Annotated in this window: 27 protein-coding genes; 18 read left to right on the top strand and 9 right to left on the bottom strand. The window is 62.3% G+C overall.

Features of this window, described 5'->3' with window-relative positions:
* Window positions 1-1122: porin (locus AC1DYO_RS13395; protein WP_477263859.1), on the top strand; the 1122-nt coding region annotated here is incomplete at its 5' end.
* Window positions 1123-1286: 164 nt separating this feature from the next.
* Here AC1DYO_RS13395 and AC1DYO_RS13390 read toward each other — a convergent pair.
* Entirely contained in the window at window positions 1287-2966 is a 1680-nt protein-coding gene (locus AC1DYO_RS13390) for a tetratricopeptide repeat-containing sulfotransferase family protein (RefSeq protein WP_477263857.1), read from the bottom strand.
* 108 nt (window positions 2967-3074) lie between these two features.
* Between AC1DYO_RS13390 and AC1DYO_RS13385 the strand changes: the two genes are divergently transcribed.
* Window positions 3075-4187, top strand: a complete 1113-nt coding sequence (locus AC1DYO_RS13385) for a pyridoxal phosphate-dependent aminotransferase (protein ID WP_477263855.1) — start codon at window positions 3075-3077, stop codon at window positions 4185-4187.
* Between the two features lie 59 nt (window positions 4188-4246).
* Here the strand turns inward: AC1DYO_RS13385 and AC1DYO_RS13380 are convergent, their stop codons facing one another.
* Window positions 4247-4783: a MarR family winged helix-turn-helix transcriptional regulator gene (locus tag AC1DYO_RS13380; protein ID WP_477263853.1), complete on the bottom strand. Its 537-nt coding sequence runs from the start codon at window positions 4781-4783 to the stop codon at window positions 4247-4249.
* 184 nt (window positions 4784-4967) lie between these two features.
* Here AC1DYO_RS13380 and AC1DYO_RS13375 point away from each other — a divergent pair, with 184 nt between their 5' ends.
* The 3 genes from AC1DYO_RS13375 to AC1DYO_RS13365 all read left to right on the top strand — a co-directional run bounded on the left by AC1DYO_RS13375 (window position 4968) and on the right by AC1DYO_RS13365 (window position 7223).
* Window positions 4968-5252, top strand: a complete 285-nt coding sequence (locus AC1DYO_RS13375; protein ID WP_477263851.1) for an acylphosphatase — start codon at window positions 4968-4970, stop codon at window positions 5250-5252.
* An 84-nt stretch (window positions 5253-5336) separates the two neighbouring features.
* Entirely contained in the window at window positions 5337-5993 is a 657-nt protein-coding gene (locus tag AC1DYO_RS13370; RefSeq protein ID WP_477263849.1) for a TetR/AcrR family transcriptional regulator, read from the top strand.
* A gap of 66 nt (window positions 5994-6059) precedes the next feature.
* Entirely contained in the window at window positions 6060-7223 is a 1164-nt protein-coding gene (locus AC1DYO_RS13365) for an isovaleryl-CoA dehydrogenase (protein ID WP_477263847.1), read from the top strand.
* Here the strand turns inward: AC1DYO_RS13365 and AC1DYO_RS13360 are convergent.
* On the bottom strand, window positions 7220-7588 hold the full coding sequence (locus AC1DYO_RS13360; protein WP_477263845.1) for a type II toxin-antitoxin system HicB family antitoxin: 369 nt from the start codon (window positions 7586-7588) through the stop codon (window positions 7220-7222). The two genes, AC1DYO_RS13365 and AC1DYO_RS13360, sit on opposite strands and share 4 nt — an antisense overlap.
* Complete coding sequence (locus AC1DYO_RS13355; protein WP_477263843.1) at window positions 7585-7839, bottom strand: type II toxin-antitoxin system HicA family toxin; 255 nt, start codon at window positions 7837-7839, stop codon at window positions 7585-7587. The genes AC1DYO_RS13360 and AC1DYO_RS13355 overlap by 4 nt, the downstream gene beginning before the upstream one ends.
* A 105-nt stretch (window positions 7840-7944) precedes the next feature.
* On the opposite strand from AC1DYO_RS13355, the gene AC1DYO_RS13350 reads away from it, so the two are divergent.
* The 5 genes from AC1DYO_RS13350 to AC1DYO_RS13330 all read left to right on the top strand — a co-directional run bounded on the left by AC1DYO_RS13350 (window position 7945) and on the right by AC1DYO_RS13330 (window position 12959).
* Entirely contained in the window at window positions 7945-9552 is a 1608-nt protein-coding gene (locus AC1DYO_RS13350) for a carboxyl transferase domain-containing protein (protein ID WP_477263841.1), read from the top strand.
* Window positions 9552-10076: an O-acetyl-ADP-ribose deacetylase gene (locus AC1DYO_RS13345; RefSeq protein WP_477263839.1), complete on the top strand. Its 525-nt coding sequence runs from the start codon at window positions 9552-9554 to the stop codon at window positions 10074-10076. The genes AC1DYO_RS13350 and AC1DYO_RS13345 overlap by 1 nt, the downstream gene beginning before the upstream one ends.
* 176 nt (window positions 10077-10252) lie before the next feature.
* A complete protein-coding gene (locus AC1DYO_RS13340; protein ID WP_477263837.1) occupies window positions 10253-10567 on the top strand; it encodes a hypothetical protein in 315 nt (104 codons plus the stop codon).
* Between the two features lie 45 nt (window positions 10568-10612).
* Window positions 10613-10759: a hypothetical protein gene (locus AC1DYO_RS13335; protein WP_477263835.1), complete on the top strand. Its 147-nt coding sequence runs from the start codon at window positions 10613-10615 to the stop codon at window positions 10757-10759.
* Between the two features lie 238 nt (window positions 10760-10997).
* Complete coding sequence (locus AC1DYO_RS13330; protein ID WP_477263833.1) at window positions 10998-12959, top strand: acetyl/propionyl/methylcrotonyl-CoA carboxylase subunit alpha; 1962 nt, start codon at window positions 10998-11000, stop codon at window positions 12957-12959.
* A gap of 58 nt (window positions 12960-13017) precedes the next feature.
* Here the strand turns inward: AC1DYO_RS13330 and AC1DYO_RS13325 are convergent, their stop codons facing one another.
* Both AC1DYO_RS13325 and AC1DYO_RS13320 read right to left on the bottom strand, forming a co-directional pair.
* Window positions 13018-14139, bottom strand: a complete 1122-nt coding sequence (locus AC1DYO_RS13325) for an ABC transporter substrate-binding protein (RefSeq protein ID WP_181058927.1) — start codon at window positions 14137-14139, stop codon at window positions 13018-13020.
* A 374-nt stretch (window positions 14140-14513) separates the two neighbouring features.
* A complete protein-coding gene (locus tag AC1DYO_RS13320) occupies window positions 14514-14780 on the bottom strand; it encodes an SEL1-like repeat protein (RefSeq protein ID WP_025583692.1) in 267 nt (88 codons plus the stop codon).
* Between the two features lie 444 nt (window positions 14781-15224).
* Between AC1DYO_RS13320 and AC1DYO_RS13315 the strand changes: the two genes are divergently transcribed.
* The 5 genes from AC1DYO_RS13315 to AC1DYO_RS13295 all read left to right on the top strand — a co-directional run bounded on the left by AC1DYO_RS13315 (window position 15225) and on the right by AC1DYO_RS13295 (window position 19050).
* Window positions 15225-15566 (top strand): DUF2147 domain-containing protein, encoded by a 342-nt coding sequence (locus AC1DYO_RS13315; protein ID WP_477263831.1) that lies wholly within the window; start codon window positions 15225-15227, stop codon window positions 15564-15566.
* 224 nt (window positions 15567-15790) lie between these two features.
* The gene (locus AC1DYO_RS13310; RefSeq protein ID WP_477263829.1) at window positions 15791-15949 is read left to right on the top strand and encodes a hypothetical protein; all 159 of its coding nucleotides are present in this window, start codon (window positions 15791-15793) and stop codon (window positions 15947-15949) included.
* A gap of 38 nt (window positions 15950-15987) precedes the next feature.
* Window positions 15988-16182, top strand: coding sequence for a hypothetical protein (locus AC1DYO_RS13305; RefSeq protein ID WP_477263827.1), 195 nt, complete (start codon window positions 15988-15990; stop codon window positions 16180-16182).
* Window positions 16183-16452: 270 nt separating this feature from the next.
* Window positions 16453-17913: an AMP nucleosidase gene (locus tag AC1DYO_RS13300; RefSeq protein ID WP_477263825.1), complete on the top strand. Its 1461-nt coding sequence runs from the start codon at window positions 16453-16455 to the stop codon at window positions 17911-17913.
* Window positions 17914-18018: 105 nt separating this feature from the next.
* Entirely contained in the window at window positions 18019-19050 is a 1032-nt protein-coding gene (locus tag AC1DYO_RS13295) for an endonuclease/exonuclease/phosphatase family protein (RefSeq protein ID WP_477263823.1), read from the top strand.
* Window positions 19051-19075: 25 nt separating this feature from the next.
* Here the strand turns inward: AC1DYO_RS13295 and AC1DYO_RS13290 are convergent, their stop codons facing one another.
* Entirely contained in the window at window positions 19076-19732 is a 657-nt protein-coding gene (locus AC1DYO_RS13290; RefSeq protein ID WP_477263822.1) for a DUF922 domain-containing protein, read from the bottom strand.
* 17 nt (window positions 19733-19749) lie between these two features.
* A complete protein-coding gene (locus tag AC1DYO_RS13285; RefSeq protein WP_477263820.1) occupies window positions 19750-21429 on the bottom strand; it encodes an electron transfer flavoprotein-ubiquinone oxidoreductase in 1680 nt (559 codons plus the stop codon).
* 219 nt (window positions 21430-21648) lie between these two features.
* Between AC1DYO_RS13285 and AC1DYO_RS13280 the strand changes: the two genes are divergently transcribed.
* From AC1DYO_RS13280 to AC1DYO_RS13270, 3 genes are all read left to right on the top strand, one after another.
* Entirely contained in the window at window positions 21649-22287 is a 639-nt protein-coding gene (locus AC1DYO_RS13280; RefSeq protein WP_477263818.1) for a hypothetical protein, read from the top strand.
* Between the two features lie 209 nt (window positions 22288-22496).
* Window positions 22497-23372 carry a uracil-DNA glycosylase gene (locus tag AC1DYO_RS13275; RefSeq protein ID WP_477263816.1) on the top strand — a complete coding sequence of 292 codons (876 nt, stop codon included), beginning with the start codon at window positions 22497-22499 and terminating at the stop codon, window positions 23370-23372.
* Between the two features lie 226 nt (window positions 23373-23598).
* Window positions 23599-24411 carry a helix-turn-helix domain-containing protein gene (locus AC1DYO_RS13270; protein WP_477263814.1) on the top strand — a complete coding sequence of 271 codons (813 nt, stop codon included), beginning with the start codon at window positions 23599-23601 and terminating at the stop codon, window positions 24409-24411.
* Here AC1DYO_RS13270 and AC1DYO_RS13265 read toward each other — a convergent pair whose 3' ends face one another.
* Window positions 24412-25314 carry a DMT family transporter gene (locus AC1DYO_RS13265; protein ID WP_477263887.1) on the bottom strand — a complete coding sequence of 301 codons (903 nt, stop codon included), beginning with the start codon at window positions 25312-25314 and terminating at the stop codon, window positions 24412-24414.
* Window positions 25315-25482 lie beyond the last annotated feature (168 nt).

The raw sequence follows: 25482 nt of genomic DNA, 5'->3' as shown, positions 1-25482 counted from the left end.
GCAGTTTCCGGTGCGCGCGCCGCCGACGCCGTCGTCGTCGCCGAGCCGGAACCGGCTGAATACGTCAAGATTTGCGACGTTTACGGCTCGGGCTACTTCTACATCCCCGGCACCGAAACCTGCCTGCGCATCGGCGGCTATATCCGCTACGACATCGGCGTCGGCGACGTCGGCTCGTTCGATGGTGCCAGGTCCTTCGACCATAAGGATGGCGACGAGCAGGATACCTTCTACAAGAACGCCCGCTTCACGCTGAAAACCTGGACCGGCCAGGAAACCGAACTCGGCACCTTGAAGACCTACACCGAGACCCGCTTCAACTTCGGTAACCGCAACAACTACGGTGGCTTTTCCACCGACGGCGACCCAATCGGCAACCCGGCCGGCAACAAGAACGTCTCGCTGAACTTCGCCTGGATCCAGCTCGGTGGCCTGCGCGTCGGTAAGGACGAATCGGCCTTCGATACGTTCATCGGCTACGCCGGCAACGTCATCCAGGATACGCTCGTCCCCTACGGCGATTTCGACACCAACGTCGTCCAATACTACTTCGACGCCGGCAACGGCTTCTCGGCCGTGGTCTCGCTCGAAGAAGGCTCGGGCGTTGTCGGAACCATCGACAGCTACGTTCCGCATGTCGTCGGCGGCGTGAAGTACACGCAGGGCTGGGGCGCCATCACCGGCGTCGTCGCTTACGACAGCAACTATGAAGAAGTCGCCGGCAAGGTTCGTTTGGACATCACCCCGATGCAGAACCTGTCGCTCTTCATCATGGGCGGCTACGGCACCGACGACAACCTGACGGACGATACGGGCAACACCATCGATGCGCACGGCCGCGGCTTCTACAAGCAGTGGGGCGGCAACTGGGCATTCTGGGGTGGTGGCACCTACACCATCAACGAGAAGACCTCGTTCAACCTCCAGGTGTCATATGACGACTGGAAGAACCTCGGCGTCGCCGCGAACATCGCCTACGATGTGGTTCCGGGCTTCACGGTCACGGCCGAAGTCGACTACCTCAACGCAGGCAAGTTCGACGACGCCGACTTCTCCAACTTCACCAATGCCGACAAGAAGAGCAGTGTCGGCGGCTTGCTCCGCTTCCAGCGTTCGTTCTAACAGACCGAGCCTGGCTGAAAATCCACCCGGCGGGCAACCGCCGGGTTTTTCGTCCGTCGCACCTTATTCAGACCGTGCAGGTGTCGACCTGCTCAATGGTTGTCCAGATTGCCGGAACAGGCGACGCGGTGTGGACTCGCGATGCCTGGATTTCCAGATTCAGCTCAGATGTCGGCCAAATCGCCGAGGGCCTCAATCAGCGGCTGGATCTCGCTTTCGTAATTCGTCCACCGCTTGACGGACGAGGTATAGATCGGCTGGCGGACTTGCCAATTGCTATAGGTTTTTACGGTGCCGCCCCTGTCAAAAAAGCGCAGGCAGCTATCGTCCCAGGGTAGTCCGAGATAATCTATGAGACAGCGCGACTGCTTCTCTTGATTTTCAATCAACGTCTCGTACCGGTTTTCAAAGATACGGCCCGGGAAAATCTTGTCCCAATGCCGCATCAGACGATCATACTCCCTGTAGTAAAGCCCCAGTGTATCCAGATCGGCGCTATAGCTATGCCCTTCACTGAGTTGGAGGACAAAACAGGAGATGCAGTTGTCAATGGCGTCGCGGCGACAATGAATGATGCGCGCATTGGGGAAAAGGATGCCAATCAGGCCGACCAGCTCGAAATTGTGAGGCATCTTGTCGACAATTCGAAGCGCATCGGGGGCCCGCTCTCGCAGGTAGGCAAGATGGTCCGCAGCCAGCGTCCTGGACAGCTGTGGAGTCATCGATGCGATCGCCTCACCCGGGCTTATATCGGAACCATACCCAAGGCCGAGCCCATTCGATGTGCGTCTAAGCTTTGTCAACTCGCCGGCGCCATGAACGTTGGGATGGCTGGCGCAGATCTGCTCAGCCAGTGTCGTGCCCGAGCGAGGCATCCCGACTACGAACACGGGCAGTTCCGAGACATTGCCAGAAGCAGTCCTTGAAGCCACCAAATCCGGTGTAAAGGTTTCGATCAGGGCGTCGACCCAACGACGGTAGAATTGCACATCGAAGCTCTGGCCGCCGGCTTGATTTCCTTTTTTGAAGTGATCCATCGCCTCCTTGTAGCGACCGAGGTCGTTGAGCAACTTTCCGGCCGCGTGATGGAGCGCCGTCGCTCCCTCGGATCCGTGCTCAGGGTCTTGCAGCTCCGTCAGGATCGCCGCGAGTTCTGGTGGCTCTCCAGTGAATTTATGCGTGCTTACAAGCGCATTGTAGGCAGCAGGTACCGCGATGCGCCGAGCTATTGCCTCTTTGAGATGAACCGCGGCTTCGTCCATACGGCCGAGGCTTGCCAGCGCACGAGGCAGCCCCAACCGGGCCATGGGATGATCTCGGTCGATCCTGAGCGCCTTTTCAAAGAGCGGCAGCGCCATTTCCCCCTTGTCAAACGAATTGTATGCATCGCCCAAGGCGCAAAGCGCTTCCACCAGATCCGGCTTCAATGTCAGTGCGTACTGAATGTGTTCGATCGCCGGTGTAAACTCGCTGAGCCTCAAATAGGCTTGGCCGAGGCTTAGGTGGTAGTAGGGATTTAGGGGCTCCTGCGCGATCGCCCGAGCAAAATACCGCAGGACCTTTTCCTCGTCGTACCCGATCCCCAGCGTCCCTAGTATATAAAGGGCCAGCGGATGTTCGGGCGTTCTCGCCAGAACGCGATGACAGAGTTCTTCCGCCTCAGGCAATCTTTTCTCTTGCTGGAACTCGAGCGCCTGCCTCAACATCATATCGTTGGCCTGAGCACGAGACGGAGCCGCGATTGCGGGCTGAGGTTTAGGTTGCCCGACCTTCGGCGCTGCGCCCTTCGGCGCTGCCTGGGTTTTAAGGTGCTTGGCCCAAGCGGGCGGCAATCGATTGCTCATTTTATTTCGCTAGCAAAACGGATCGGCGAAATCCAGTGCGGCATTGTCATCTTGCGCCCAACATGCCTCCACGCTAGCAAGAAGGCCCTTTTCGAGTGAGCCTTTGCAATGCGCCAGCGCCCTGCCCTCACGCCGCTTGTCGGCGCGCTTCCGTCCACGGTGCCGTTTGTCGGCCCTGAGGCGCAGGAGCGTGACCGTGGCCGCCCGTTTCGCGCCCGCATCGGCGCCAATGAGAGCAGCTTCGGGCCTTCGCCGCGTGTCATCGCCCGCATGGAGAGCGTCGCGCGTGACCAGTGGATGTATTGCGATCCCGACAATTACGATCTGAAGCAGGCCGCGGCCCGCCATCTCGGCTTCGGCACGGAAAACGTCGTGGTCGGCGAAGGCATAGACGGGCTGCTCAGCCTGGTGGCGCGTATGTATGCGGCGCCCGGCGACGCGGTGGTCACCTCGCTCGGCGCCTATCCGACCTTCAACTTCCATATCGCCGGGGTCGGCGGCCGGCTCATCACGGTGCCTTACAAGAACGACAAGGAAAGCCTGGACGACCTGCTCAAGGCCGTCGTCCGGGAGAAGGCGCCGCTGGTCTACCTCTCCAATCCCGACAATCCGATGGGCAGTTGGTGGGAAGCAGCTGAAATCACCCGCTTCATCGAAGCCTTGCCGGAAACCACCATGCTGGTGCTCGACGAGGCCTATGGCGAATTGGGGCCAGCCTCGGCGCTGCCGCCGATCGACGTCGCGCGGCCGAACGTCATCCGCATGCGCACCTTCTCCAAGGCCTACGGGCTGGCCGGCATACGCTGCGGTTATGCGGTGGCGGAGGCTGAGGTTATTCGCGATTTCGAGAAGATCCGCAACCATTACGGCGTCAGCCGCATGGCGCAGATCGCCGGCGTCGAGGCGCTGGCCGACCAGGATTGGCTGCGCAGCGTGGTGGCGCGGGTCGCTGCCGGCCGCACACGCATAGCCGGGATTGCCGAGACGAACGGGCTGAAGCCGCTGCCATCGGCGACCAATTTCGTCACCATCGATTGCCGCCAGGACGGCGCCTTCGCGCTCAAGGTGCTGCAAAACCTTTTGTCGCGCGACGTCTTCATCCGCAAGCCCATGGCGCCAGGGCTCGACCGCTGCATCCGTGTCAGCGTCGGCCTCGATCATGAGCTCGACATCTTTGCCGAGGAATTGCCCGGCGCGCTCGCCGCGGCGCGCGGGAATTAGGCCGGACTGCCTGCGGCGGGCCTACTTAGCAGCGGCCTCGATCAGCCAGCGGATCGGCATCAGCCGACCGTCAGCAGAGCCCGCGAGTCCTTCGCGCCCCCACCGAGCAGCCGCGTTATCCGTTTCAGCGCATCCGAAAGCTCGGCTGCTTCATCATCGGCGAGGCCGGCTGTCAGACACGCGAGGTCACGATCCGCCGCCGCCTGAAGTGTGGCCAGCGCGGCATGGCCTCGGGCCGTCAGCGACAGGATCCGCCGGCGCCGATCATCCGGATCGGCACGCAGTTCGGTCAGGCCTGCGGCCATGAATTTCCTCAGGATCCGCATGAGGTGGGTTGGCGGGAGCTGGAGTTCGCCAGCAAGGGCCGATGCAACAGGCGCAAGATCGAGATCGAACGCCCGTGCCAGGAATCCCGCTTCGCCGCCGGGACCAGCAGAAACGTCAGCTGGCCGGTGGCCGAGTTCGAACAGCACCCTGGCTTCGACCAAAGTGTACGCGCTCTGCGTCAGCGTCTCGTCGAGCAGCCCGACCAGACAGGTGTAGAACCTGTTGAAACCGCGCATCTCGGCAACCAACGCATTTCGATCGGCTGGCATGGCAGGCACCTTTCTCCGAAGATTTCCGCAGTGTCGATCTTCATCGAATTAGTTGATTTGGTCAACTATTTACTGGACGACGTCATTCACCTCAAGGTGTGAGCCTGGCTCCCGTCGATCCGGCAGCGCTCAATTCTCTTGCTTTCGTTCGATCCCGCGCCAGACTCTGTGCAGGGAGACAAAGATGAGTGATCGGCAAAGGGCGGTGCAGGCCCGCGTCCATGGCAAGGTGCAAGGCGTCGGCTACCGGGTGTGGGCGCGGCACGAAGCGATAGGGCTCGGCCTTACTGGCTGGGTGCGCAACGAACGGGACGGCACGGTGACGGCCTGGATTGCCGGGGCCGATGCTGCGGTTTCGACAATGATCGAACGGCTGCGGCAAGGACCTAGGGGATCCTCGGTTTCGAAGGTCGAGATCGAAGAATTCGAACTTCGCGACGCGCCCGTCGACTTTCGGATCATCGTATAGACGGCACGTAGACGGCACGATTTTGATTGCCTACTTGAATTAATTGAACGTTCGTTTTATTAATAAGCCTATTGGGAGGCGATCATGGCGCGCACCACCGGATCCGACGGTGAAAAGACCGAAGCCGCCGTCCGCGAGGCGGCGGTCAGCCTGATCGCACGCTTCGGCTATGAAGCGATGTCGATGCGCCAGCTTGCGGCCGAAGTCGGCGTCCAGGCGGCCGCGCTCTACCGCTATTTCCCGACCAAGGAAGACCTTTTGTTCACGCTGATGCGCGAGCACATGGAAGGGCTGATCGTAGCGTGGGACGCCGCACGCCCCGACGCCGCCGATCCGACGACGCGGCTTGCCGCCTATGTCGAAAACCACATCGCCTTCCATATCGAGCGCCGCCACTCCACCCATGTCTCGAACATGGAATTGCGCAGCCTGTCGCATGACCGGCTGACGCAGATTTTGAGGATGCGCACCGCCTACGAAAAGGAGCTGCGCGCCATCCTGCGCGACGGGACAGAAACAGGCGCCTTCAGCGTTGACGACACCGGGCTCACCGCCATGGCGCTGATCCAGATGATGACCGGCGTCATCGTCTGGTTCCGACCGGGCGAGCGGCTGTCGATGGCTGAAGTCACGGCGACATATCTTTCCATGACAATGCGCCTGGTTGGCGCGAAGATCGACGACAAGACCTACAGCGCCGCGCGTCMCTTCSGACGCGCAAAGGACGCTGTAGMATTTTGATTTCGCGCATRATCCTTTCCGAAAATCAAAGTGGATTTTCGGGGTCATGCGGCAGGAGGGAACGGCATGTACACGAACACGCTTAGCTTCGGGCATGACGAAGACATCGAGGCGCTGCGCGATCTGGTGCGGCGCTTTGCCCAGGAGAAAATAGCGCCGATCGCCGCCGAGATCGACCGCAGCAATCAATTCCCCATGCATCTGTGGAAAGAACTCGGCGCGCTCGGCCTGCTGGGCATCACCGCCGATCCCGATTTCGGCGGCAGCGGCATGGGCTACCTCGCCCATGTGATCGCGGTGGAAGAGATTTCCCGTGCTTCGGCCTCGGTCGGCCTCTCCTACGGCGCCCATTCGAACCTCTGCGTCAACCAGATCAACCGCTGGGCGACACCGGCGCAGAAGGAAAAATATCTGCCGGCGCTGTGCTCGGGTGAAAAGGTCGGCGCGCTGGCCATGTCGGAATCGGGCGCCGGCTCCGACGTCGTCTCGCTCAAATTGCGCGCCGAAAAGCGCAATGACCGCTATGTGCTCAACGGCTCGAAAATGTGGATCACCAACGGTCCCGACGCCGAAACGCTGGTCGTCTACGCCAAGACCGATCCGGAACGGAAGTCCCGCGGCATCACCGCCTTCATAGTCGAAAAGAAGATGGCCGGCTTTTCGACGGCGCAAAAGCTCGACAAGCTCGGCATGCGCGGCTCCAACACCGGCGAACTGGTGTTCGAGAATGTCGAGGTTCCCTATGACAATGTACTGCATGAGGAAGGTCGCGGCGTCGAGGTGCTGATGTCCGGTCTCGACTACGAACGCACCGTACTCGCCGGCGGCCCGATCGGGCTGATGGCGGCCTGTCTCGACGTGGCGATCCCCTATGTGCATGAGCGCAAGCAGTTCGGCCAGCCGATCGGCGAGTTCCAGCTGGTGCAGGGCAAGCTGGCCGACATGTATTCGACGATGAACGCCGCGCGCGCTTACGTCTATGCGGTAGCGGCCGCCTGCGATCGCGGCCAGACGACCCGCAAGGACGCCGCCGGCTGCGTGCTGTTTGCCGCCGAAAAGGCGACGCTGATGGCGCTCGACGCCATCCAGCTGCTTGGCGGAAACGGCTACACCAACGACTATCCGACCGGCCGGCTTCTGCGCGACGCCAAGCTCTATGAGATCGGCGCCGGCACCAGCGAGATCCGCCGCTGGCTGATCGGACGCGAGATCATGGCGGAGGGCGTTTAGTGCGCGCGGGTTCGGACTTTTGTCGAACCTTCGTCGAGCCGCTTGCGCGCGACTTCGGCAAGCGTGTCCGATACCCATTGATTGATCGATTTGCCATCGCTGGCGGCGGCCTTGCCCAGAAGCGCATGAATCTCTGGTGTCGTACGCAAGGCGAGTTTACCGGAGTAAGGCTTCTGAGGATCAGCCCCACGCTCCTTGCAAAAAGCAAGATAGTCGTCGACGCTGCCTTGAAACGCCTTCACCAATTCCTCTGCAGTCTCGGCTTCAAAAGTGACGATGTCGCGAATGCCAAGGACGCGACCATGGAACACCATATCCTCATCGTCGAACTCGATCGATCCGGCATAACCCTTGTAAAGTTTCATGGCCTTATTCCAACATTGTTCAAAAATTCTCGAATGTCCCTGATTGCCCATCGCTTGGTGTCGGGCGATGGATGGGGGCGATGCAGGAACAGTGTCTGGTCGGCGATGGTGAATCTCACTCGTGAGCCGCTGCCTTCCGAGACTTCGGCTCCAAGCGCCACCAGCAATGCCTCGACATCGCGCCATTTGATCGAAGCGCTAACCGGATTCGCAAATATCTTGTCCAGTGTCTGCCGGTGCGCGGCCTTCACGACTCTCCGCCCTCCCCAAATTGAATACCTTGGTAGTCGGCTCCTCTTGGGTTAGGGCGAGAGCCCATAGTGATACTAAAATATGATATCACAAAAGGTTCGTCAATGAGCACTTTAGTCTCCCAGATCTCCCTCTCATCCGAAACCTTCCGCGCCAATGCCGAGCGCATGCGGGCGCTGGTTTCAGACATTGCGGACAAGGCGGCAAGCGTCGAGCGCGGCGGCTCGGACGAGGCGCGCGAGCGCCATGTTTCGCGCGGCAAGCTGTTGCCGCGCGAGCGGCTCGCACAATTGCTCGACACCGGCTCGCCTTTCCTCGAGATCGGACAGTTCGCGGCATGGTCGATGTATGGCGAGGAGATTTCCGCGGCCGGCATGATCGCAGGTGTCGGCCGCGTCGAAGGCACCGAGGTGATGGTCGTGGTCAACGACGCCACCGTGAAGGGCGGCACCTATTATCCGCTGACGGTGAAGAAGCATTTGCGGGCGCAGGAGATCGCGCTGCAGAACAACCTGCCTTGCGTCTATCTCGTCGACAGCGGCGGCGCCAACCTGCCCAACCAGGACGAGGTGTTTCCCGACCGCGAGCATTTTGGCCGCATCTTCTACAACCAGGCCAACATGTCGGCCGCCGGCATCCCGCAGATCGCCTGTGTCATGGGCTCGTGCACGGCGGGCGGCGCCTATGTGCCGGCAATGTCGGACGAGACGATCATGGTGCGCAACCAGGCGACCATTTTCCTCGGTGGCCCGCCGCTGGTGAAAGCCGCCACCGGCGAAGACGTCAGCGCCGAGGAGCTTGGCGGCGCCGACGTGCACACCAGGTTGTCCGGTGTCGCCGACCACTACGCGCTGGACGACGAACATGCGCTGGCCATCTGCCGGCGCATCGTGAAAAACCTAAACCGGCGCAAGACCGTAAGCCTGAGCTTACAGAAACCCATGCCGCCGCTTCACGACGCGCAAGAACTCTACGGCATCGTGCCGACGGATTTGCGCCAGCCCTATGATGTGCGCGAGGTGATCGCGCGCGTCGTCGACGGCTCCGAATTCGACGAGTTCAAGCAGAATTACGGCACCACGCTGGTCACCGGTTTTGCCCATCTCCAGGGCATGCCGGTCGGCATCATCGCCAACAATGGCGTGCTGTTTTCGGAAAGTGCGCTGAAGGGCGCGCATTTCATCGAACTGTGCTGCCAGCGCAAGATTCCGCTGATCTTCCTGCAGAACATCACCGGCTTCATGGTCGGGCGAAAATATGAGGCCGGTGGCATCGCCAAAGACGGCGCCAAGCTGGTGATGGCGGTCGCCACCGCCCGCGTGCCGAAGGTGACGATGATCATCGGCGGCTCGTTCGGAGCCGGCAATTACGGCATGTGCGGACGCGCCTACTCGCCACGCTTCCTGTGGATGTGGCCGAATGCGCGCATTTCGGTGATGGGCGGCGAACAGGCGGCGACGGTGCTGGCGGTGGTCAAGCGCGAGGGCATCGAGCGCAAGGGCGGTGAGTGGAGCGCGGACGAGGAAGCAAAATTCAAGAAGCCGATCTTGATGAAATACGAACATGAGGGCCACCCCCTCTACTCCTCGGCGCGGCTGTGGGATGACGGCATCATCGATCCGGCGAAAACGCGCGAAGTGCTCGCGCTCAGCCTATCGGCCGCGCTCAACGCCGAGATCGAAGAAACCCGCTTTGGCGTGTTCAGGATGTGATGAACACCGACAGAATCCAAATTCACACCGGCGACATCACCAAGCTTGCGGTCGATGCCATCGTCAATGCCGCCAATTCCTCGCTGCTGGGCGGCGGCGGCGTCGACGGCGCCATTCACCGGGCGGCCGGCCCGGGGCTCGAATTCGAATGCCGGATGCTGCATGGTTGCAAGGTCGGCGACGCAAAGCTCACCAAGGGCTATAGGCTGCCGGCGCGCTACATCATCCACACGGTCGGTCCTGTCTGGCAAGGCGGTGGCAAAGGCGAAGCCGACCTGCTTGCCTCCTGCTATACTAGGTCGCTTGAAATCGCTCGCGCCCATGACTGCCGCACGATTGCCTTCCCGGCGATCTCGACCGGCATCTACGGCTATCCGAAGGACGAGGCGAGCGGGATCGCCGCCGGCATCGTTGGCAGCTTCCTCGCACTGAATGTCTTGCCTGAAACCGTTACTTTCTGCTGCTTCGATGAACAGACCGCAGAACTATACCGGCAAGCTGTTGTTGACGTTGAGGAAAGCTGAACTTATGGCACAAAAGTTTCCCCAAAGCAGGCCAACGCGAATTATCGTCGGCGGACTGGCGGCTGCAAAAAATATTCGCTATTACTTCCCCGGCACTGGGCAGTTGGGGTTGGGTGGAAATGACTTTGGAATACTGCTGCAGATCGACTGGGTCGGTACTTGCTGGATTTCTAATATTGGTTGCGTCCGGCGCCGAAGCGGCCGGTTCGCTGGCGGGAAGCAAGGGCGACGTGCGCTATCCAGTTTACTTTCCGGTCGGCACGACCGGGGGCTGCTTGAAGGCCTACAAGCATTACGTCGCCGCCGGCGGCCATTCCGCCTACGCTTCCACTCCGATCGCCCGGATGACGGAATTCTTCGTCTGCGGCAACCATGTGAACGCCAAGACCCAAAAGGCGGCGGAGGACGCTGCATTGAGATCATGCCAGGCCGGTCTCAAGAAGTGGAAATTCCAGACCAGCGGGGCGTGCAGCATCGCCGCATCCAAATAGATGAGTGCCGGTCGGCCTCGGTTCTTTCCAAACGGATGGAAACAAATGAAATCCGCGAACATCAAACGGGCTGCCGCATCGATCCTTGCCGGCTTGCTGGCGGAAGAGCTGGCCATGAAATCCTGCCTGGCTACCCGCGCGCACTACAAGGTGACGAATGGTGGCGCCTGCGAGATCGCCGCGTCGAAGTAGCTCTCGTTCGCAGTGCGAGGCATGGCGGTCGAACGGTTTGCGCGGTTCGCCCCCCTCTGTCCTGCCGGACATCTCCTCCTCAAGGGGGGAGATCGGCTTCCATTGACGGCTGTGCCAAATATCCAAGCCTGAAAGTTAGCGAAAGCGGCGCGGGCGTTCAATCTCCCCCTGTAGGACAGAGGGGGGTGCTCGCGCGCCTTACCCTCGAGACTATATGCTTCTCAGTCGTGGAGGCTCCATGTTCGCCAAGATCCTGATTGCCAATCGCGGCGAGATCGCCTGCCGGGTCATCCGCACCGCACGCAGGCTCGGCGTGCGCACCGTTGCCGTCTATTCCGACGCCGATGCCAAGGCACTGCATGTCGAAATGGCCGACGAGGCGGTGCATATCGGCGCTTCGCCGGTCGGCGAAAGCTATCTGCGCGGCGACAAGATTGTTGCGGCCGCGCTGGCGACAGGCGCCGAAGCGATCCATCCCGGCTACGGCTTCCTCTCGGAAAACCCTGATTTCGTCGACCAGGTGGTGGCGGCGGGCTTGACCTTCATCGGCCCGTCGGCGGCCTCGATCCGCGCCATGGGGCTGAAGGATGCTGCCAAGCGGCTGATGGAGAAGGCCGGGGTGCCGGTGGTGCCGGGCTATCATGGCGAGGCGCAGGAGATCGTGCTGCTCGCGTCCAAGGCGCGCGAGATCGGCTATCCCGTGCTGATCAAGGCGCGTGCCGGCGGCGGCGGCAAGGGCATGCGCCGCGTCGAACATCCCGACGATTTCTCGGAGGCGCTGTCGGGCGCACGGCGCGAGGCCAAGGCAGCCTTCGGTGACGACCGCGTGCTGGTCGAAAAATATGTCGACAAGCCGCGCCACATCGAGGTCCAGGTGTTCGGCGACAATTTTGGCAACGCCGTGCATCTCTTCGAGCGCGACTGCTCGGCGCAGCGCCGCCACCAGAAAGTGATCGAGGAAGCACCGGCGCCCGGCATGACACCGGCGTTACGCAAGGCGATGACGGAGGCGGCGGTCAAGGCCGCCAAGGCGATCAGCTATTCGGGCGCCGGCACTATCGAATTCATCGTCGACGCCTCGCAAGGGCTGAAGGCCGACCGCTTCTGGTTCATGGAAATGAACACCCGCCTGCAGGTCGAGCATCCCGTCACCGAAATGGTCACCGGCACCGATCTCGTCGAGTGGCAGTTGCGCGTGGCATCTGGCGAAAAGCTGCCTAAGACGCAAAGCGAAATCCAACTTTCCGGCCACGCCTTCGAGGCGCGCATCTATGCCGAGGACGCGGCGAAAGGGTTTTTGCCGGCGACCGGCACGCTGCATCACCTCACATTTCCCGGCAAAGCCCCGGAAGGCGCCACGATGCGCATCGAAACCGGCGTGCGGGCCGGCGATGCGATCTCGCCCTTCTACGATCCGATGATCGCCAAGCTGGTCGTCCACGCCAAGGACAGGCAAGCGGCGCTCGACGCGCTCGGCACAGCGTTGTCGCAGACCGAGATTGCCGGCTCGACCGTCAACACCGCCTTTCTCGCGGCACTTGCCGCGGACGCCGATTTTTCCGCCGGCGATGTCGATACCGGCCTGATCGGCAGGCATCAGGAAGCGCTGACCGTAGTCGCCCCGCCGAGCAGCGAGATCGTTGCCGCGGCCGCCCTTGCCGCGGCCGGTGCCGGTGCGTTGCCGCCATCGGACGATCCGTGGTCGTCGCTTGCCGGCTATGCGCATTTCCACACCGTCGCGCGGCGCACGCGGCTACGCCATGGCGAGGACGATATACTGGCACGTGTTTCGGTGCGACCGGACGGGCGCTTCGAGGTGGCGCTGGATGCGCCCTATGACAGCGTCAATTCACACGATCTTCGCGCCGCCCCTCGCCTTGCCCGCTGGCCGGGCCACGTCACCGTGTTTGAACGCGCGGTCGGCTACAGTTTCCTCGTCCCGGATCCGCTGGCGCGAACCGACGAGGCCGCCGCTGCTTCCGGCAGCCTGCGCGCGCCGATGCCCGGGCTGGTCAAACTGGTGCGCGCCGCAAGGGGCGAAGCGGTGGTCAAGGGCCAGCCGCTGCTGATCCTGGAAGCGATGAAGATGGAGCACACGATCTCGGCCAGCCATGACGGCGTGATCGCCGAGATCGCTACCGAGGGCGCGCAGGTCACCGACGGAACCGTGCTGGTGCGCTTCGTTGAAGAGGCTGCATAGCCGGCTTAAACAAAAATGGCCGGGACAAGCCCGGCCATTTCCACGAGTACGCGGACGATTACTGCGCGATCGGCGCGTATTTGCCGTCATGCCACTGGTTGATGTCGTAGCTGGCGTTCTTCAGGTCGCCCTTCTCGTCGAAGGTCACGTCGCCGACCACGGTGCTGAACGGCGTACCGTTCTTCAGCGCCTCGGCAACCTTGACCGGATCGTCGGTTCCGGCGCGCTTGACGCCCTCTGCAAACGCCTGAACGACGGCGTAGGAGAACAGCGTGAAGCCTTCCGGCACGAAGCCGCCCGCCTTGATCTTGGCGATGGCCTCCTTGGCTTCCGGCTTGGCCTGCGGGTCCGAGGGGAAGACGAACATGGTGCCCTCACCGGCCGGACCGGCGACCTGCCAGAATTCCGGCGAGGCGATCGAATCCGGCATGATCAGCTGGAACTTGACGCTCTGCTCGGCCGACTGACGCAGGATCAGCCCGGCCTCAGGGTGATAGCCGCCGAAATAGACGACGTCGGCCTTGAGGTCCTTCAGCTTGGTGACGAGAGCCGAATAGTCCTTCTCGCCGGCATTGATGCCTTCATAGTCGACTTCCTTGAGGCCGCCGGCATTCATCGTCGCCTTCACTGCATCGGCCACGCCCTGACCGTAGGCGCTCTTGTCATGCAGGATGACGATGTTCTTGCCGGCATATTTCTTGGCAATCCACGGGCCGATGAAGGCGCCCTGCGCGTCGTCACGCGTGTAGAGACGCATGATCGTCGGCCAGCCAGCCTTGGCGGCGGCGTCGGTCAGCTCGGGATTTGAAGAGGCCGGGCTCATCATCAGCGCGCCGGCCTCGGCGTAGACGGCGGAAGCCGGGATGCTCGAACCCGAACAGGCATGGCCGTCGATAAACTTGACGCTGTTGGCAACGATGCGGTTGGCCACCGAAACCGCCTGCTTGGGATCGCACTGGTCGTCCTCGATGTCGATCTTGATCATCGAGCCGTTGACACCGCCGGCGGCGTTGATCGCGTCGGCGGCTGCCGTTGCGCCCTGCTTGAACTGATCGCCAATCGTGGCGAGCTGTCCGGTCATTGGGCCGACCACCGAAATGGTGATGTCATCGGCAAAGGCAACCGGCGCGCTCATCATCAGGCCAAATACGGCCGCGCTCAAAATACCCATTTTTTTCATGGTGATAGAACTCCTCCCACACGCGCGCAGCCGCTCTGGCCGCGCTTCTTTCAGAAGGCGGGACAATTTCATCCTTCATTGGGCCTGTCTAGGCGCATCGGCGCCACTCGATTGGGCCTCATCAACGCAAAAAGCCACGCCAGCCTTGTTCCGGCCGGTCGTGGCTTTTTGCTCCTGGAGCAGTCCCCATGCGCCCCCGCGCCACGAAAACCTGCTCGCCGTCCCCATTGTGTACGGCTGGACCGTGTTGGCCTGCCGCGTTCTTGTTCTTCGCCGCCGGCCGTCTTATCGCGGCCTTGTTGTTATACCGGTTCAGGCCGTCTTTGCGGTCTTGATCACCGGGGCTTCCCTGTTTCGATAGTCTGCCTGAGATCTCAGTGCATGGTCATCCATTCGCGGGCTTCACGCAGCGCCCTGGCGATCTCGACCTTGGACATTGCAGCCGACAGTTCCGAGCGCAGCTCGGCGGCACGGATCGAGCCCTTGATGGCGGCGATGTTGAACCATTTGTGGGCGGCAACGACATCGGTCTCGCAATCGCGGCCGGTCGCATACATCATGCCCAGTTCGAAAAGAATGTCGGCCTGGGCAGTTGCCCCCATGGCGCCGAAGCCGGCTTCAAGCATTTCAAAACGTGCCATTTTAGTCCCCTGTCTGGCTCCCGAGAGCGGGCCTTTTCTGTCCCCCGGTGTCCCCTGGGGAGCCGCTCTTTCGATGCTTTCGAGAATGAAGCCGAGCCTTGAATTCGTCGTTAAATGGCGTGCTTAATTTGGAGAAAACAAAGCTAAAACAAGAGGTAAACGCGGAAATTCGTTAAGGATACAAAGCCAGCAACCGCGCCGTTTCGCGCCGGATTTGACGAAAATTTGTGGGGCACCGATCAACACTCTGCTAACCACGGAAACCAAAGCCAACGCCTCGATCGTTTCATTTCCTGCTCACTGAGCGCTTTCTCGACCCTCATGAAAATTGCAAACCCTTCCCTCACGGCACCCGCTTTTGTTTTGCCGGGAGCTGGATTAGCTTACGTTTGCGTAAGGGGCAGAGAGGCGGGCGCCCCACCTAAAACCACAGGGAGGACAGATATGTTTGGCAAAGTGAGCTTGGCCCTGGCGGCTACAGTGATGATGGCGGGTGCGGCCTGGGCCGATCCGATCGAAGGCAATTGGAAGACGCAAGCCGGCGACACCGCACTCATTGGCGGCAGCGGTTCATTCTCCATCACGCTGAAGACCGGCAAATATGCCGGCAAGACCATTGGTTCGCTCAAGGCGACCGGGAACAACAAATATGCCGGCGACATCACCGATCCGGCAAACGACAAGACCTATTCCGGCAAGGCCACACTGTCGGGCACCTCGCTGAAGATGAGCGGCTGCGTGCTCGGTGGGCTGATCTGCAAGAGCCAGACCTGGCACAAGCTCTGAGCTTGCGGTTTTGACATGACGACAACGGGGCCTTCACAGGCCCCGTTTTCTTTTCCAGGACGGTCCACTACACACCCGCATCGGTACCGCGCAGCCTCGTAGCCTGGCCGACGCTCTCCCTAAAACATCGTCAATCACTTTGAACCGCAGATGAACGCCGGCATCAGAGCCGGTTCAGTCGCATCAGGGCATTTTGATGGCGTGCTCAAGGAGACACCACGCAAATGCTCGCTCGCCGCTTCACCATCGTCTGCCTGTTGATGAGCCTGTTCGGCATGTTCTTCGCCATTCTCGTGGCCGAAGCCGGCCGTCCGGCCCGCTCCTGGGATGCAGCCAGTTCCAACGCCTGCCAATTCGATTGCATGAACCATTTCCGCCGCTGAACCGACAGAGACCTGAGACCAGAAAGAAAGCCAAGACCATGAACCGCATCGCCGCCAACGCCCTCAAGACCCTCCGGCTTCTGCCGCGGGCGGCGCTCGTCCTGATCGTGCTGTCGGCGCCGGTCCTGGCCATGCCGATGATGCGCGCCGGTGACGACACGACGATCGACGCGCCGGCGACAAAGAAGCATGGCGTTGGCTTCGTGCTGCTGGTCAGCCTGCAGCGCGGGTAGGGTGTGCTGATGTTCAGGTGAGGCCGGCCTGCAAATGGCGGCCTTCTGCGCTTCCGGTGCTCACGTACTCAAGTACGCTCCGCTCCGGTTCTCGAAAGCCACCATTTTCGACTCGGCCTGACCTGAATCTCAGCACACCTTGGAGCGTGGACGAATAAATCGACGACTTGGCTGCCTCGGTGGCCACCTCCCCCTCCCAAGTGCTGTCCTGAGTCTCTATATTGAGCCATGGAAAAGCGAATCTACCCACAAGCTATCGAATCGGTCGTCATGCCGGAGCCTTTCGGCAAGAAGAGCTTCGACGACGCCAAAAAGGCCGTGGCCGCCTTGCAGGCGCTCTACGACCGCAACACCAAATTCCTGCGTGACTCCTTTGCGGCACTTGCCGCCGGCGGCGACGAGAGCAAGCGCTACCGCGCCTTCTACCCGGAGATCGGCGTCACCACCAATTCATTCACCCAGATCGACTCGCGCCAGGCGTACGGCCACATGCCGACGCCGGGGCATTTCTCGACCACCATCACCCAGCCGGCGCTGTTCGAAACCTATCTCGTCGAGCAGCTTCGGCTGATCATGCGCAATCACGGCGTGCCGGTGTCGGTTTCGGAATCAACCACGCCGATCCCGCTGCATTTCGCCTTCCTTGAAGGCACCCATGTCGATGGCGCAGCCGCCGAGCGCATCAAGCGGCCGATCCGCGACCTGTTCGACGTGCCGGATCTCGACGGCACCGACGACCAGATCGCCAATGGCACATTCGAGGTGGCGTTCGGCGAACCGAGGCCGCTGGCGCCATTCACGGCGCAGCGCATCGATTATTCGCTGCACCGCATGACGCATTACACCGCGACCAGCCCGCAGCATTTCCAGAACTTCGTGCTTTTCACCAACTACCAGTTCTACATCGATGAGTTCGTCGCCCGCGCGCGGGCGCAGATGGCGGAAGGCGGCCACGGCTATACCGAATTCGTCGAGCCGGGCAATGTCGTCACCAAGGCGGGGCAAAGCGTGCCCAGCGAAGGCGTGGCGGCGCCGCGCCTGCCGCAGATGCCGGCCTATCATTTGAAGAAGCCGAACCATGGCGGCATCACCATGGTCAATATCGGCGTCGGCCCGTCCAACGCCAAGACCATCACCGACCATATCGCCGTGCTGCGGCCACATGCCTGGCTGATGCTCGGCCACTGCGCCGGCCTGCGCAACACACAGGCGCTGGGCGACTATGTGCTGGCGCATGCGTATGTCAGGGAAGACCATGTGCTGGATGACGACCTGCCGGTGTGGGTGCCGATCCCGCCGCTGGCCGAGATTCAGGTGGCGCTGCAGGAGGCGGTCGCCGAAGTCACCGGACTGTCCGGTTACGATCTCAAGCGCATCATGCGCACCGGCACTGTCGCCACCATCGACAATCGCAACTGGGAACTGCGCGACCAGCGCGGGCCAGTGCAGCGGCTATCGCAGTCGCGCGCCATCGCGCTCGACATGGAATCGGCCACCATCGCCGCCAATGGCTTCCGCTTCCGCGTTCCCTACGGCACGCTTTTATGCGTCTCCGACAAGCCGCTGCATGGCGAATTGAAGCTGCCCGGCATGGCGACCGAGTTCTACAAGCGGCAAGTGGCGCAACATCTGACCATCGGCATCAAGGCGATGGAGAAGCTGGCGGAAATGCCGATGGAACGGTTGCATTCGCGCAAGCTGAGAAGCTTTTCGGAGACGGCCTTCCAGTAGGCTGGCTTCCCTTAAATGTTGGCCGCGAGGCGTTTCGTCATCTTGATTGGGCCGCATTTGCGCCGATAACAGGCCTGACACATTGGCAATGCAAAACCCGGTCTGATGGCACGCGTGCGAAACATGATGGCTTCGATGGCGTTCCTGGCAATGCTCGGCCTCTCGGCCGCGCTTGTAGCCGGGTTCTTCGGCACACTGCATCCGGCCTTCGATTCCTTCGCCCATTTCCGCATCCATCTGGCCGTGCTGATGGTGCTGATTGCGCTGCCGCTGCTTGCCACCTCGTTTCGCCTGCAGGCGGGTGTGGGCTTGCTCCTGGCTGTGGCCGCCTTCGCCAGCACGTTGAGCACCTTGCCGCGCCTGTGGCCGGTGCAGGCCGCCGGTGACGCCGAGCCCGGCAACGAGATGGTCTACCGGCTGCTGCAGATGAACCTGCGCTTCAACAATCCGACGCCCAAGAAGGTTCTTTCACTGATCGGCCGCACCAACCCCGACGTGATCACGCTCGACGAAGTATCGGCGATGTGGGCAACCGAACTCGGCTATATCAGCAGCGCCTATCCCTACCGCATCCTGTGCGCCTATCCCAACGGCGTGTTCGGCGTGGCGCTCCTGTCCAGGCGGCCGTTTGCCGTTGGTACCGAACCATACTGTGAACCGCGCGGTGCGATGGCCACCGCCACCGTCGACTTTGGCGGCATCGGCGTCGATGTCGCGGCGATCCATCTGAGCTGGCCGTGGCCGAAGGAGCAATACTGGCAGATCGGCGAGTTGACCAAGACGCTCACTTCGCTCGGCGAGACGGCGATCATGGCCGGCGACTGCAACGCCGTGCCGTGGAGCGCTGCGGTGCGGCGTGTCGCCTCGCTCGGTGGACTGACTGTGATGCCATCGGCCGGGCCGAGCTGGATTCACCGGACGCTGCCCGACTTCCTGCGCCGCTATGCCGGCCTGCCGATCGACCAGGTGTTCTCGAGGGGCAAGGTGACGATCCTGTCGTCAACCCGGCTGGAGGACACCGGCTCGGACCACCTGCCGGTGATGGTGGAGTTTTCGCTGAAGCGCGACGAGACCAAGCCGGCCGACGAGGACGCCACAGCGACCGTGTCGCTGATCCGGCCCGGCATGCGCAGCTAGATCAACACGTTACGGGCTTGAGGTTTCACAAGCCCACCAGGGCCTCGATAATACGCTCGACATGGCCGCCTTCACTGTGCTCGCGCGCGTCGAAGGCGATCTGTTTTGCCTCGTAGAGCTTGGAGGTGGCTTGCAAGCGCCGCTTGGCTTCGACGCGCGTCTTATTGCATTGCGGATCGTTGGCAAATTTCAGGCCGCGAACCGACCGCTCAGCGGCCTGCATCATCTGCCCGGCGATACGGCCATGGGTTCCTTCATGAGCGAGAACGCCAGTGAAAAACCGGTTCCAGCGTTTGTGCAGCGCCGGCGTGACGGCCGAGGCCACGCGCGGATAGGTGTAGGTGATGTTGAGCGTTCCATTGGCCTGGCGCAGGCGGCAGACGCCGTTGGCCTGGCCGAGGTCCAGGTTCCAGTCCGCGGTGTAGCTTGTCTGCGCGATGGCGTGGGTCATGAAACCGTGCTTGGGGCCTCTGCGGTTCATGGCGATGACCAGACCGGCACCTGTGGTGCCGGTGATGTCATAGGTCCGCGTCTTGACGACGGTTTTCACCCCCGCCGACGCCGTCCCGACGATGCCGCAGGCCGCGCCTATGACGGCGACGCAAAACAAGACCAACACCCGCATGCCATTCTCCCACATGGACCCAGCAATGAGACCACAAGCAGATGACGGTTTCAACAATCATGGCGCCGGGCGCCTTACATGCCTTGGTAGACCGGCCCCTCGCCGCCTTGCGGCGGCACCCAGTTGATGTTCTGGTTGGGATCCTTGATGTCGCAGGTCTTGCAGTGCACGCAGTTCTGCGCGTTGATGACGAAGCGCACGTCCTTGGCGGCCGGATCGGCGGCAGCATTGCCGTCCTTGTCGACCCATTCGTAGACGCCGGCCGGGCAATAGCGGGTCGACGGCCCGGCAAAGACGTCGTGCTCGGAGCGCTTCTGTAGCGCCATGTCGCCGACGACGAGATGCACCGGCTCGTTTTCCTCGTGATTGGTGTTGGAAAGGAACACCGAGGATAGCCGATCAAAAGTCAGCACGCCGTCCGGCTTGGGATACACGATCTTCTCGTGCTGGGCGGCCGGCTCCAGCGTCGCATAGTCGGCCTTGCCGTGCTTCAGCGTGCCGAAGGGCGAGAAGCCGAACAGCGTGTTCAGCCACATGTCGAGACCGCCGAGGCCGATGCCGAGCACAGTGCCGAAACGCGACCAGAGCGGCTTGACGTTGCGGACCTTCTTCAAATCCTTGCCGATATCGGTTGCCCGCCAGGCGTTCTCGTAGGAAGTGAGCTCGTCATTGGCGCGGCCGGCGCCGATCGCTTGCGCGACATGTTCGGCCGCCAGCATGCCGGACAGCACCGCATTGTGCGAACCCTTGATGCGCGGCACGTTGACGAAGCCCGCCGCACAACCCATCAGCACGCCGCCGGGGAAGGACAGTTTCGGCACTGACTGCCAGCCGCCTTCGGTAATGGCGCGCGCGCCATAGCCGATGCGCTTGGCGCCCGCGAAGGTGCCCGATATCGCCGGGTGGGTCTTGAAGCGCTGGAACTCCTCGAAGGGCGACAGCCAGGGGTTCTTGTAGTTGAGGTGGAGAACGAAGCCGACCGCCACCTGATTGTCCTCGAGATGGTAGAGGAAGGAGCCGCCGCCGGTCTTCAGGTCGAGCGGCCAGCCGAAGGAATGCTGCACCAGGCCCGGCTTGTGGTTCTCCGGCTTGACCTGCCACAGTTCCTTGAGGCCGATGCCGTATTTGCCGGGTTCGCGGCCGTCGGACAGCTTGTATCTGGCGATCAGCTGCTTGGACAGCGAACCGCGCGCGCCCTCGCCGATCAGCACATATTTGCCCATCAGCGCCATGCCCGGCGCAAAGCCCGGGCCATGCGTGCCGTCCTTTTCGACGCCCATGTCGCCGGTGATGACGCCGGTGACGGCGCCGGCATCGTTGTAGACGAGGCTGGCGGCAGCAAAGCCCGGATAGATTTCGACGCCGAGCGCTTCGGCCTTGGTCGCCAGCCAGCGGCAGACATTGCCGAGCGAGACAATGTAGTTGCCGTGATTGTTCATCAGCGGCGGCATCAGGATGTTAGGCAGGCGAAAGGAGCCGGCGGGGCCGAGAACCAGGAAATGGTCCGCGGTGACCGGCGTCTTGAAGGGGTGGCCCTCTTCCTCGCGCCAGCCGGGTAACAGGCGGTCGATGCCTATGGGATCGACCACTGCGCCGGACAATATGTGGGCGCCGACCTCGCCGCCCTTTTCCAGCACAACGACGGAAAGCTCGGGATTGACCTGCTTGAGCCGGATCGCCGCGGCAAGGCCCGCCGGGCCGGCCCCGACGATGACCACGTCGAATTCCATGCTCTCGCGTTCGATCTCGCTCATCAACCCCTCCGCACTGGCTAACCGTTTCCGGGCATTTTGCTGGCTCCTGCGCTGCATAGCGCATCAATCCGCGACAGGAAACCGGCGCTGACGTGACAATGCCGTTTTCGCTAAAAAGTCGCGGATAACAACGGTGCTGCAAGCGTTTTGCACCGGCTGGACTTACGGTTCCCATATTTTAATTGTTCGACGGCTCGCTTATCGGCCATACTTCTGCCCATGCGCACGCCGTCCGGCTTTTCATTGACGCGCTTTCCCCTTCCGCCCGGCCGGACCTGCCGAGCGCTCCTTCTCGCCCTTTCGGTGCTCACGCCGGTTGTTGCTCATGCCGAGCCGGTGAAGGTGTGGGCGACCGGGGCCTATTCCTTTTCCGACGAGCTTGGCGGTTTCCACATCACCGGCGCCTCGGGCACCGGCACCAAGGATGACCCGCTGATCATCTCCGAGGAGCTGAATTCGTCGACGCCGGTGACGCTCACAATCCGCACCACCAAGCCGATCCAGCCGTTCAGCACCAATGGCGAATTTGCCAACGGCGTCCTGTACATGCGCATCGACGTGCTCAACAACAGCGGCCAGGCTTGGGTCGAATTCCAGTTCGAGTTGCAGGAAATCCTCAATCAGCCGAGCGTGTTCGGCGACGGCCTGTCCTTCGACCAGCGCAACAAGACGCCCGACAATATCGTGTCGAGCGCCTATGCCGATTTCGACCGCGATTTCGAACCCTACGACCGGCTGCTGTTCAAAAACGGCAAGATCGACCCGCTGAAGACGGGAAGCTTCGAATTTCTGATCACCGACTATACGCCGCGCTGGACGTTCTATCTGGTGCAGGACCCGCGGATACCTACGGGCTAAGTAATCTCCCCCCCTCGAGGGGGAGATGTCGCCAAAGGCGACAGAGGGGGTCGGCACGACCGGACGCGACACCCCTTTGCCTGCAGAAGAGGCTAGCGCTCTACGCGCGGCGACCCCCTCTGGCCTGCCGGCCATCTCCCCCTCGAGGGGGGAGATTACTAACCGCCCAACCCTTGCAAATCGCCTCTCAGCGGACGAATGTGCCGGCCATGACTGCCGCCTCCCCCAACAACCGATCCGAGCTTGCCGACCTCCTGGCATTCTACGCCAGCGCAGGCGTCGACGAGGCGTTGGAAGACGCGCCGGTGAACCGGTTTGCCGAGGCACCAAAGCCTGTCGAGCGGGCACCCACGCCAGCCGCGCCTCCTCGTGAAAACAAGGCACCGGACCAAGCCGCGGCAAGCACAGGGCTGGACGCGAGCCGGGTGCCGGACGCGCCGGCGCGCTCCGTGCCGGCCACGGCGACGGTGCCCGACGAGGCGCAGGCGGCACTGGCCCGGCAAATGGCGGCAAGCGCCTCGACGCTCGACGCGTTGCGCCAACACATGGCGTCCTTCGACGGCTGCAACCTCAAATTCACCGCCAAGAACCTGGTCTTTGCCGACGGCAATCCGCAGGCTTCGGTGATGCTGGTCGGCGAGGCGCCCGGCCGCGACGAGGACATTGAAGGCCTGCCCTTCGTCGGCCGCTCCGGCCGGCTGCTCGACCGCATGCTGGCGGCAATCGGGCTTGACCGCACCTCGGCCTATATCGCCAACGTCATTCCCTGGCGGCCGCCCGGCAACCGCACGCCGACGCCGCACGAGACCGAGATCTGCCGTCCGTTCATCGAGCGGCAGATCGAACTGGTCAATCCCAAGGTGCTGATCAATCTGGGCGGCCCATCGGCCAAGACCCTGCTCAACACGAGCGAAGGCATCTTGCGGCTGCGCGGCAACTGGCGGGTGCACACGACGGCGTCCGGTGTCGCCATCCCGGCGATGCCGACGCTGCATCCAGCCTATCTCTTGCGAACGCCGGCGCACAAGAAGCTGGCCTGGCGGGATTTTCTCGAGGTGAAGGCGAAGCTGCGGGGATTGGCGTGATTGGCCAATCTCCCCCCTCGTGGGGGAGATGTCCGGCAGGACAGAGGGGGGCGCGAAGGATCGCCAACATCTGCGATCCTTAAGTTTCTCAGGGCACTGCCGTTGGGCGATAGGTCGGCGGGACAGCGCCCCCCTCTGCCTTGCCAGGCATCTCCCCCACAAGGGGGGAGATCGGATAACCCCAGAGGTAATTGAAATACGCCCCTGCTCGGCTTAGTCATCTCCCATGACAACACCCCAGACCTCCGCCGGCAGCCTGATCCGTGAATGGCGCACGCTCCGGCGCATGAGCCAGCTCGACCTCGCCATGGAGGCCGAGATTTCGCAGCGGCATCTCTCCTTCGTCGAAAGCGGCCGCGCCGCGCCCTCGCGTGAGATGGTGCTGCATCTGGCCGAGCAGCTGTCGATTCCGCTGAGGCAACGCAACCAGCTGCTGCTGGCCGCCGGATTCGCGCCCAGTTTCGGCGAACGCTCGCTCAGCGATGCCACGCTGGCGCCAGCGATGGCGGCGGTCGAGACCGTGCTCAGGGGGCATGAACCATTTCCGGCGCTCGCCGTCGACCGGCATTGGAACCTGATTTCAGCCAATGCCGCCATCGGTCCGTTCCTGGCCGATGTTGCCGAGCCGTCGCTGCTTCAGCCGCCGGTCAATGTGCTGCGTCTCAGCCTGCACCCGAACGGAATCGCGCCGCGCATCGTCAATCTCGCGGAGTGGCGAACGCATCTGCTGGAGCGGCTAAAACACCAGAACGATGCCGCCGGCGATCCCGTGCTGGTCGAGCTGGAGCGCGAATTGCGAACCTACCCGTCCGGCCTCAAGGGCGCGCGACCCGTGCAGGTGGAGCCGAATAGCATCGTCCATCCGCTGCGGCTGGCGCATGGTGATCAGGTGCTGTCCTTCATCAGCACCATCACCGTCTTCGGCACGCCGCTCGACGTGACGCTGTCGGAACTGGCGATCGAGTCTTTTTTCCCGGCCGACGAGCCGACACGGGCGGTGCTGGTGCGGCTCGCTAAAGAACGTGCGCAGTCGTCCTGATCACCCTTGCGGCGGCGCCGCCTTTCGGGTGCGGGTGCGCTCAAGGCCGAGCTGGCGCTCGCGCCAGATGATGAAGATGCCGGCGGCGACGACGATCACACCACCGACCAGCGTGTTGATGGTGGCGACATCGCCAAAGGCGAAATAGCCGACGACGACGCCAAGGATCATCGAGGTGTACTCGAACGGCGCCACCACCGAAGCCTCGGCGTGGCGGTAGGCCGCCGTCATCAGGATCTGCGCCAGCCCGCCACAGAATCCCGCCGCGACCAACAAGCCAGCCTGCGGCGGCGTCAGCGCCTGCCAGCCGAAGGGCAGCGTAAACAGCGCCATGACGCTCGCCGTCGCCGAGAACCACAGCACGATGGTCGCTGTCCGTTCTGTCTGGACAAGATTGCGCACGAGCAGGATGGCATTGGCGGAGATTGCCGCTGAGACCAGCGCCGCTATGACGCCCAGCACCTCCTGGTCGCCGAGTGCGGCGCCTGAAGTGAGAAGCGTCAGTTCCGGCCACGAGATGATCACCACGCCGACGAGACCGACCGCCACCGCGCTCCAGCGATAGATGCGGATGGCCTCGCCGAGGAAAAGCGAGGAGAACACCACCACCAGCAACGGCTGGGCATAGTTGAGCGTGATCGCTTCCGGCAGCGGCAGCCGGGTCAGCGCGAAGAAGCCGAGCCCCATGGCGCAAACGCCGACGACACCGCGCGCAATGTGGTTCAGCGGGCGTTTGGTGGCAAACGCCGTACCCAGTTTTCTCCTGAAGGCCAGGAAGACGATGATCGGGAAAATGGCGAAGAAGGAGCGGAAGAAGACGATCTGGCCGGCCGGCAAGGTGCCGGCTGCCTTGATGCAGGTTTGCATGCCGACAAAGACCGCCACCGACATGACCTTGAGCATGATCCCGGTTAGCACACGCCCGGGGTGATCGGACAATTTCCCGGCCGCCTCGTCTCTCGGCCCTGAAGTCACGCTCCCGCCGCTTCCTGGATCGTTGCCGAGATGTGCGTCACACGACGCGGCGCGGAGGCGTCCATGCCGAATTTCGGTGTGACGACGGTCATCAAG

The organism is Mesorhizobium sp. P2_F5 (assembly GCF_056403715.1).
This window is presented reverse-complemented; position numbering and strand designations above follow the sequence as displayed.

Coding starts and splice junctions, on each gene's coding strand:
- AC1DYO_RS13275 (WP_477263816.1), top strand. CDS start 22,497: ATGACTGCCGCCTCCCCCAACAACCGATCCGAGCTTGCCGACCTCCTG.
- AC1DYO_RS13350 (WP_477263841.1), top strand. CDS start 7,945: ATGAGCACTTTAGTCTCCCAGATCTCCCTCTCATCCGAAACCTTCCGC.
- AC1DYO_RS13295 (WP_477263823.1), top strand. CDS start 18,019: ATGGCACGCGTGCGAAACATGATGGCTTCGATGGCGTTCCTGGCAATG.
- AC1DYO_RS13345 (WP_477263839.1), top strand. CDS start 9,552: ATGAACACCGACAGAATCCAAATTCACACCGGCGACATCACCAAGCTT.
- AC1DYO_RS13390 (WP_477263857.1), bottom strand. CDS start 2,966: ATGAGCAATCGATTGCCGCCCGCTTGGGCCAAGCACCTTAAAACCCAG.
- AC1DYO_RS13375 (WP_477263851.1), top strand. CDS start 4,968: ATGAGTGATCGGCAAAGGGCGGTGCAGGCCCGCGTCCATGGCAAGGTG.
- AC1DYO_RS13330 (WP_477263833.1), top strand. CDS start 10,998: ATGTTCGCCAAGATCCTGATTGCCAATCGCGGCGAGATCGCCTGCCGG.
- AC1DYO_RS13365 (WP_477263847.1), top strand. CDS start 6,060: ATGTACACGAACACGCTTAGCTTCGGGCATGACGAAGACATCGAGGCG.
- AC1DYO_RS13270 (WP_477263814.1), top strand. CDS start 23,599: ATGACAACACCCCAGACCTCCGCCGGCAGCCTGATCCGTGAATGGCGC.
- AC1DYO_RS13310 (WP_477263829.1), top strand. CDS start 15,791: ATGCTCGCTCGCCGCTTCACCATCGTCTGCCTGTTGATGAGCCTGTTC.
- AC1DYO_RS13385 (WP_477263855.1), top strand. CDS start 3,075: ATGCGCCAGCGCCCTGCCCTCACGCCGCTTGTCGGCGCGCTTCCGTCC.
- AC1DYO_RS13300 (WP_477263825.1), top strand. CDS start 16,453: ATGCCGGAGCCTTTCGGCAAGAAGAGCTTCGACGACGCCAAAAAGGCC.
- AC1DYO_RS13315 (WP_477263831.1), top strand. CDS start 15,225: ATGTTTGGCAAAGTGAGCTTGGCCCTGGCGGCTACAGTGATGATGGCG.
- AC1DYO_RS13265 (WP_477263887.1), bottom strand. CDS start 25,314: ATGCTCAAGGTCATGTCGGTGGCGGTCTTTGTCGGCATGCAAACCTGC.
- AC1DYO_RS13360 (WP_477263845.1), bottom strand. CDS start 7,588: ATGAAACTTTACAAGGGTTATGCCGGATCGATCGAGTTCGACGATGAG.
- AC1DYO_RS13325 (WP_181058927.1), bottom strand. CDS start 14,139: ATGAAAAAAATGGGTATTTTGAGCGCGGCCGTATTTGGCCTGATGATG.
- AC1DYO_RS13305 (WP_477263827.1), top strand. CDS start 15,988: ATGAACCGCATCGCCGCCAACGCCCTCAAGACCCTCCGGCTTCTGCCG.
- AC1DYO_RS13280 (WP_477263818.1), top strand. CDS start 21,649: ATGCGCACGCCGTCCGGCTTTTCATTGACGCGCTTTCCCCTTCCGCCC.
- AC1DYO_RS13320 (WP_025583692.1), bottom strand. CDS start 14,780: ATGGCACGTTTTGAAATGCTTGAAGCCGGCTTCGGCGCCATGGGGGCA.
- AC1DYO_RS13285 (WP_477263820.1), bottom strand. CDS start 21,429: ATGAGCGAGATCGAACGCGAGAGCATGGAATTCGACGTGGTCATCGTC.
- AC1DYO_RS13380 (WP_477263853.1), bottom strand. CDS start 4,783: ATGCCAGCCGATCGAAATGCGTTGGTTGCCGAGATGCGCGGTTTCAAC.
- AC1DYO_RS13335 (WP_477263835.1), top strand. CDS start 10,613: ATGAAATCCGCGAACATCAAACGGGCTGCCGCATCGATCCTTGCCGGC.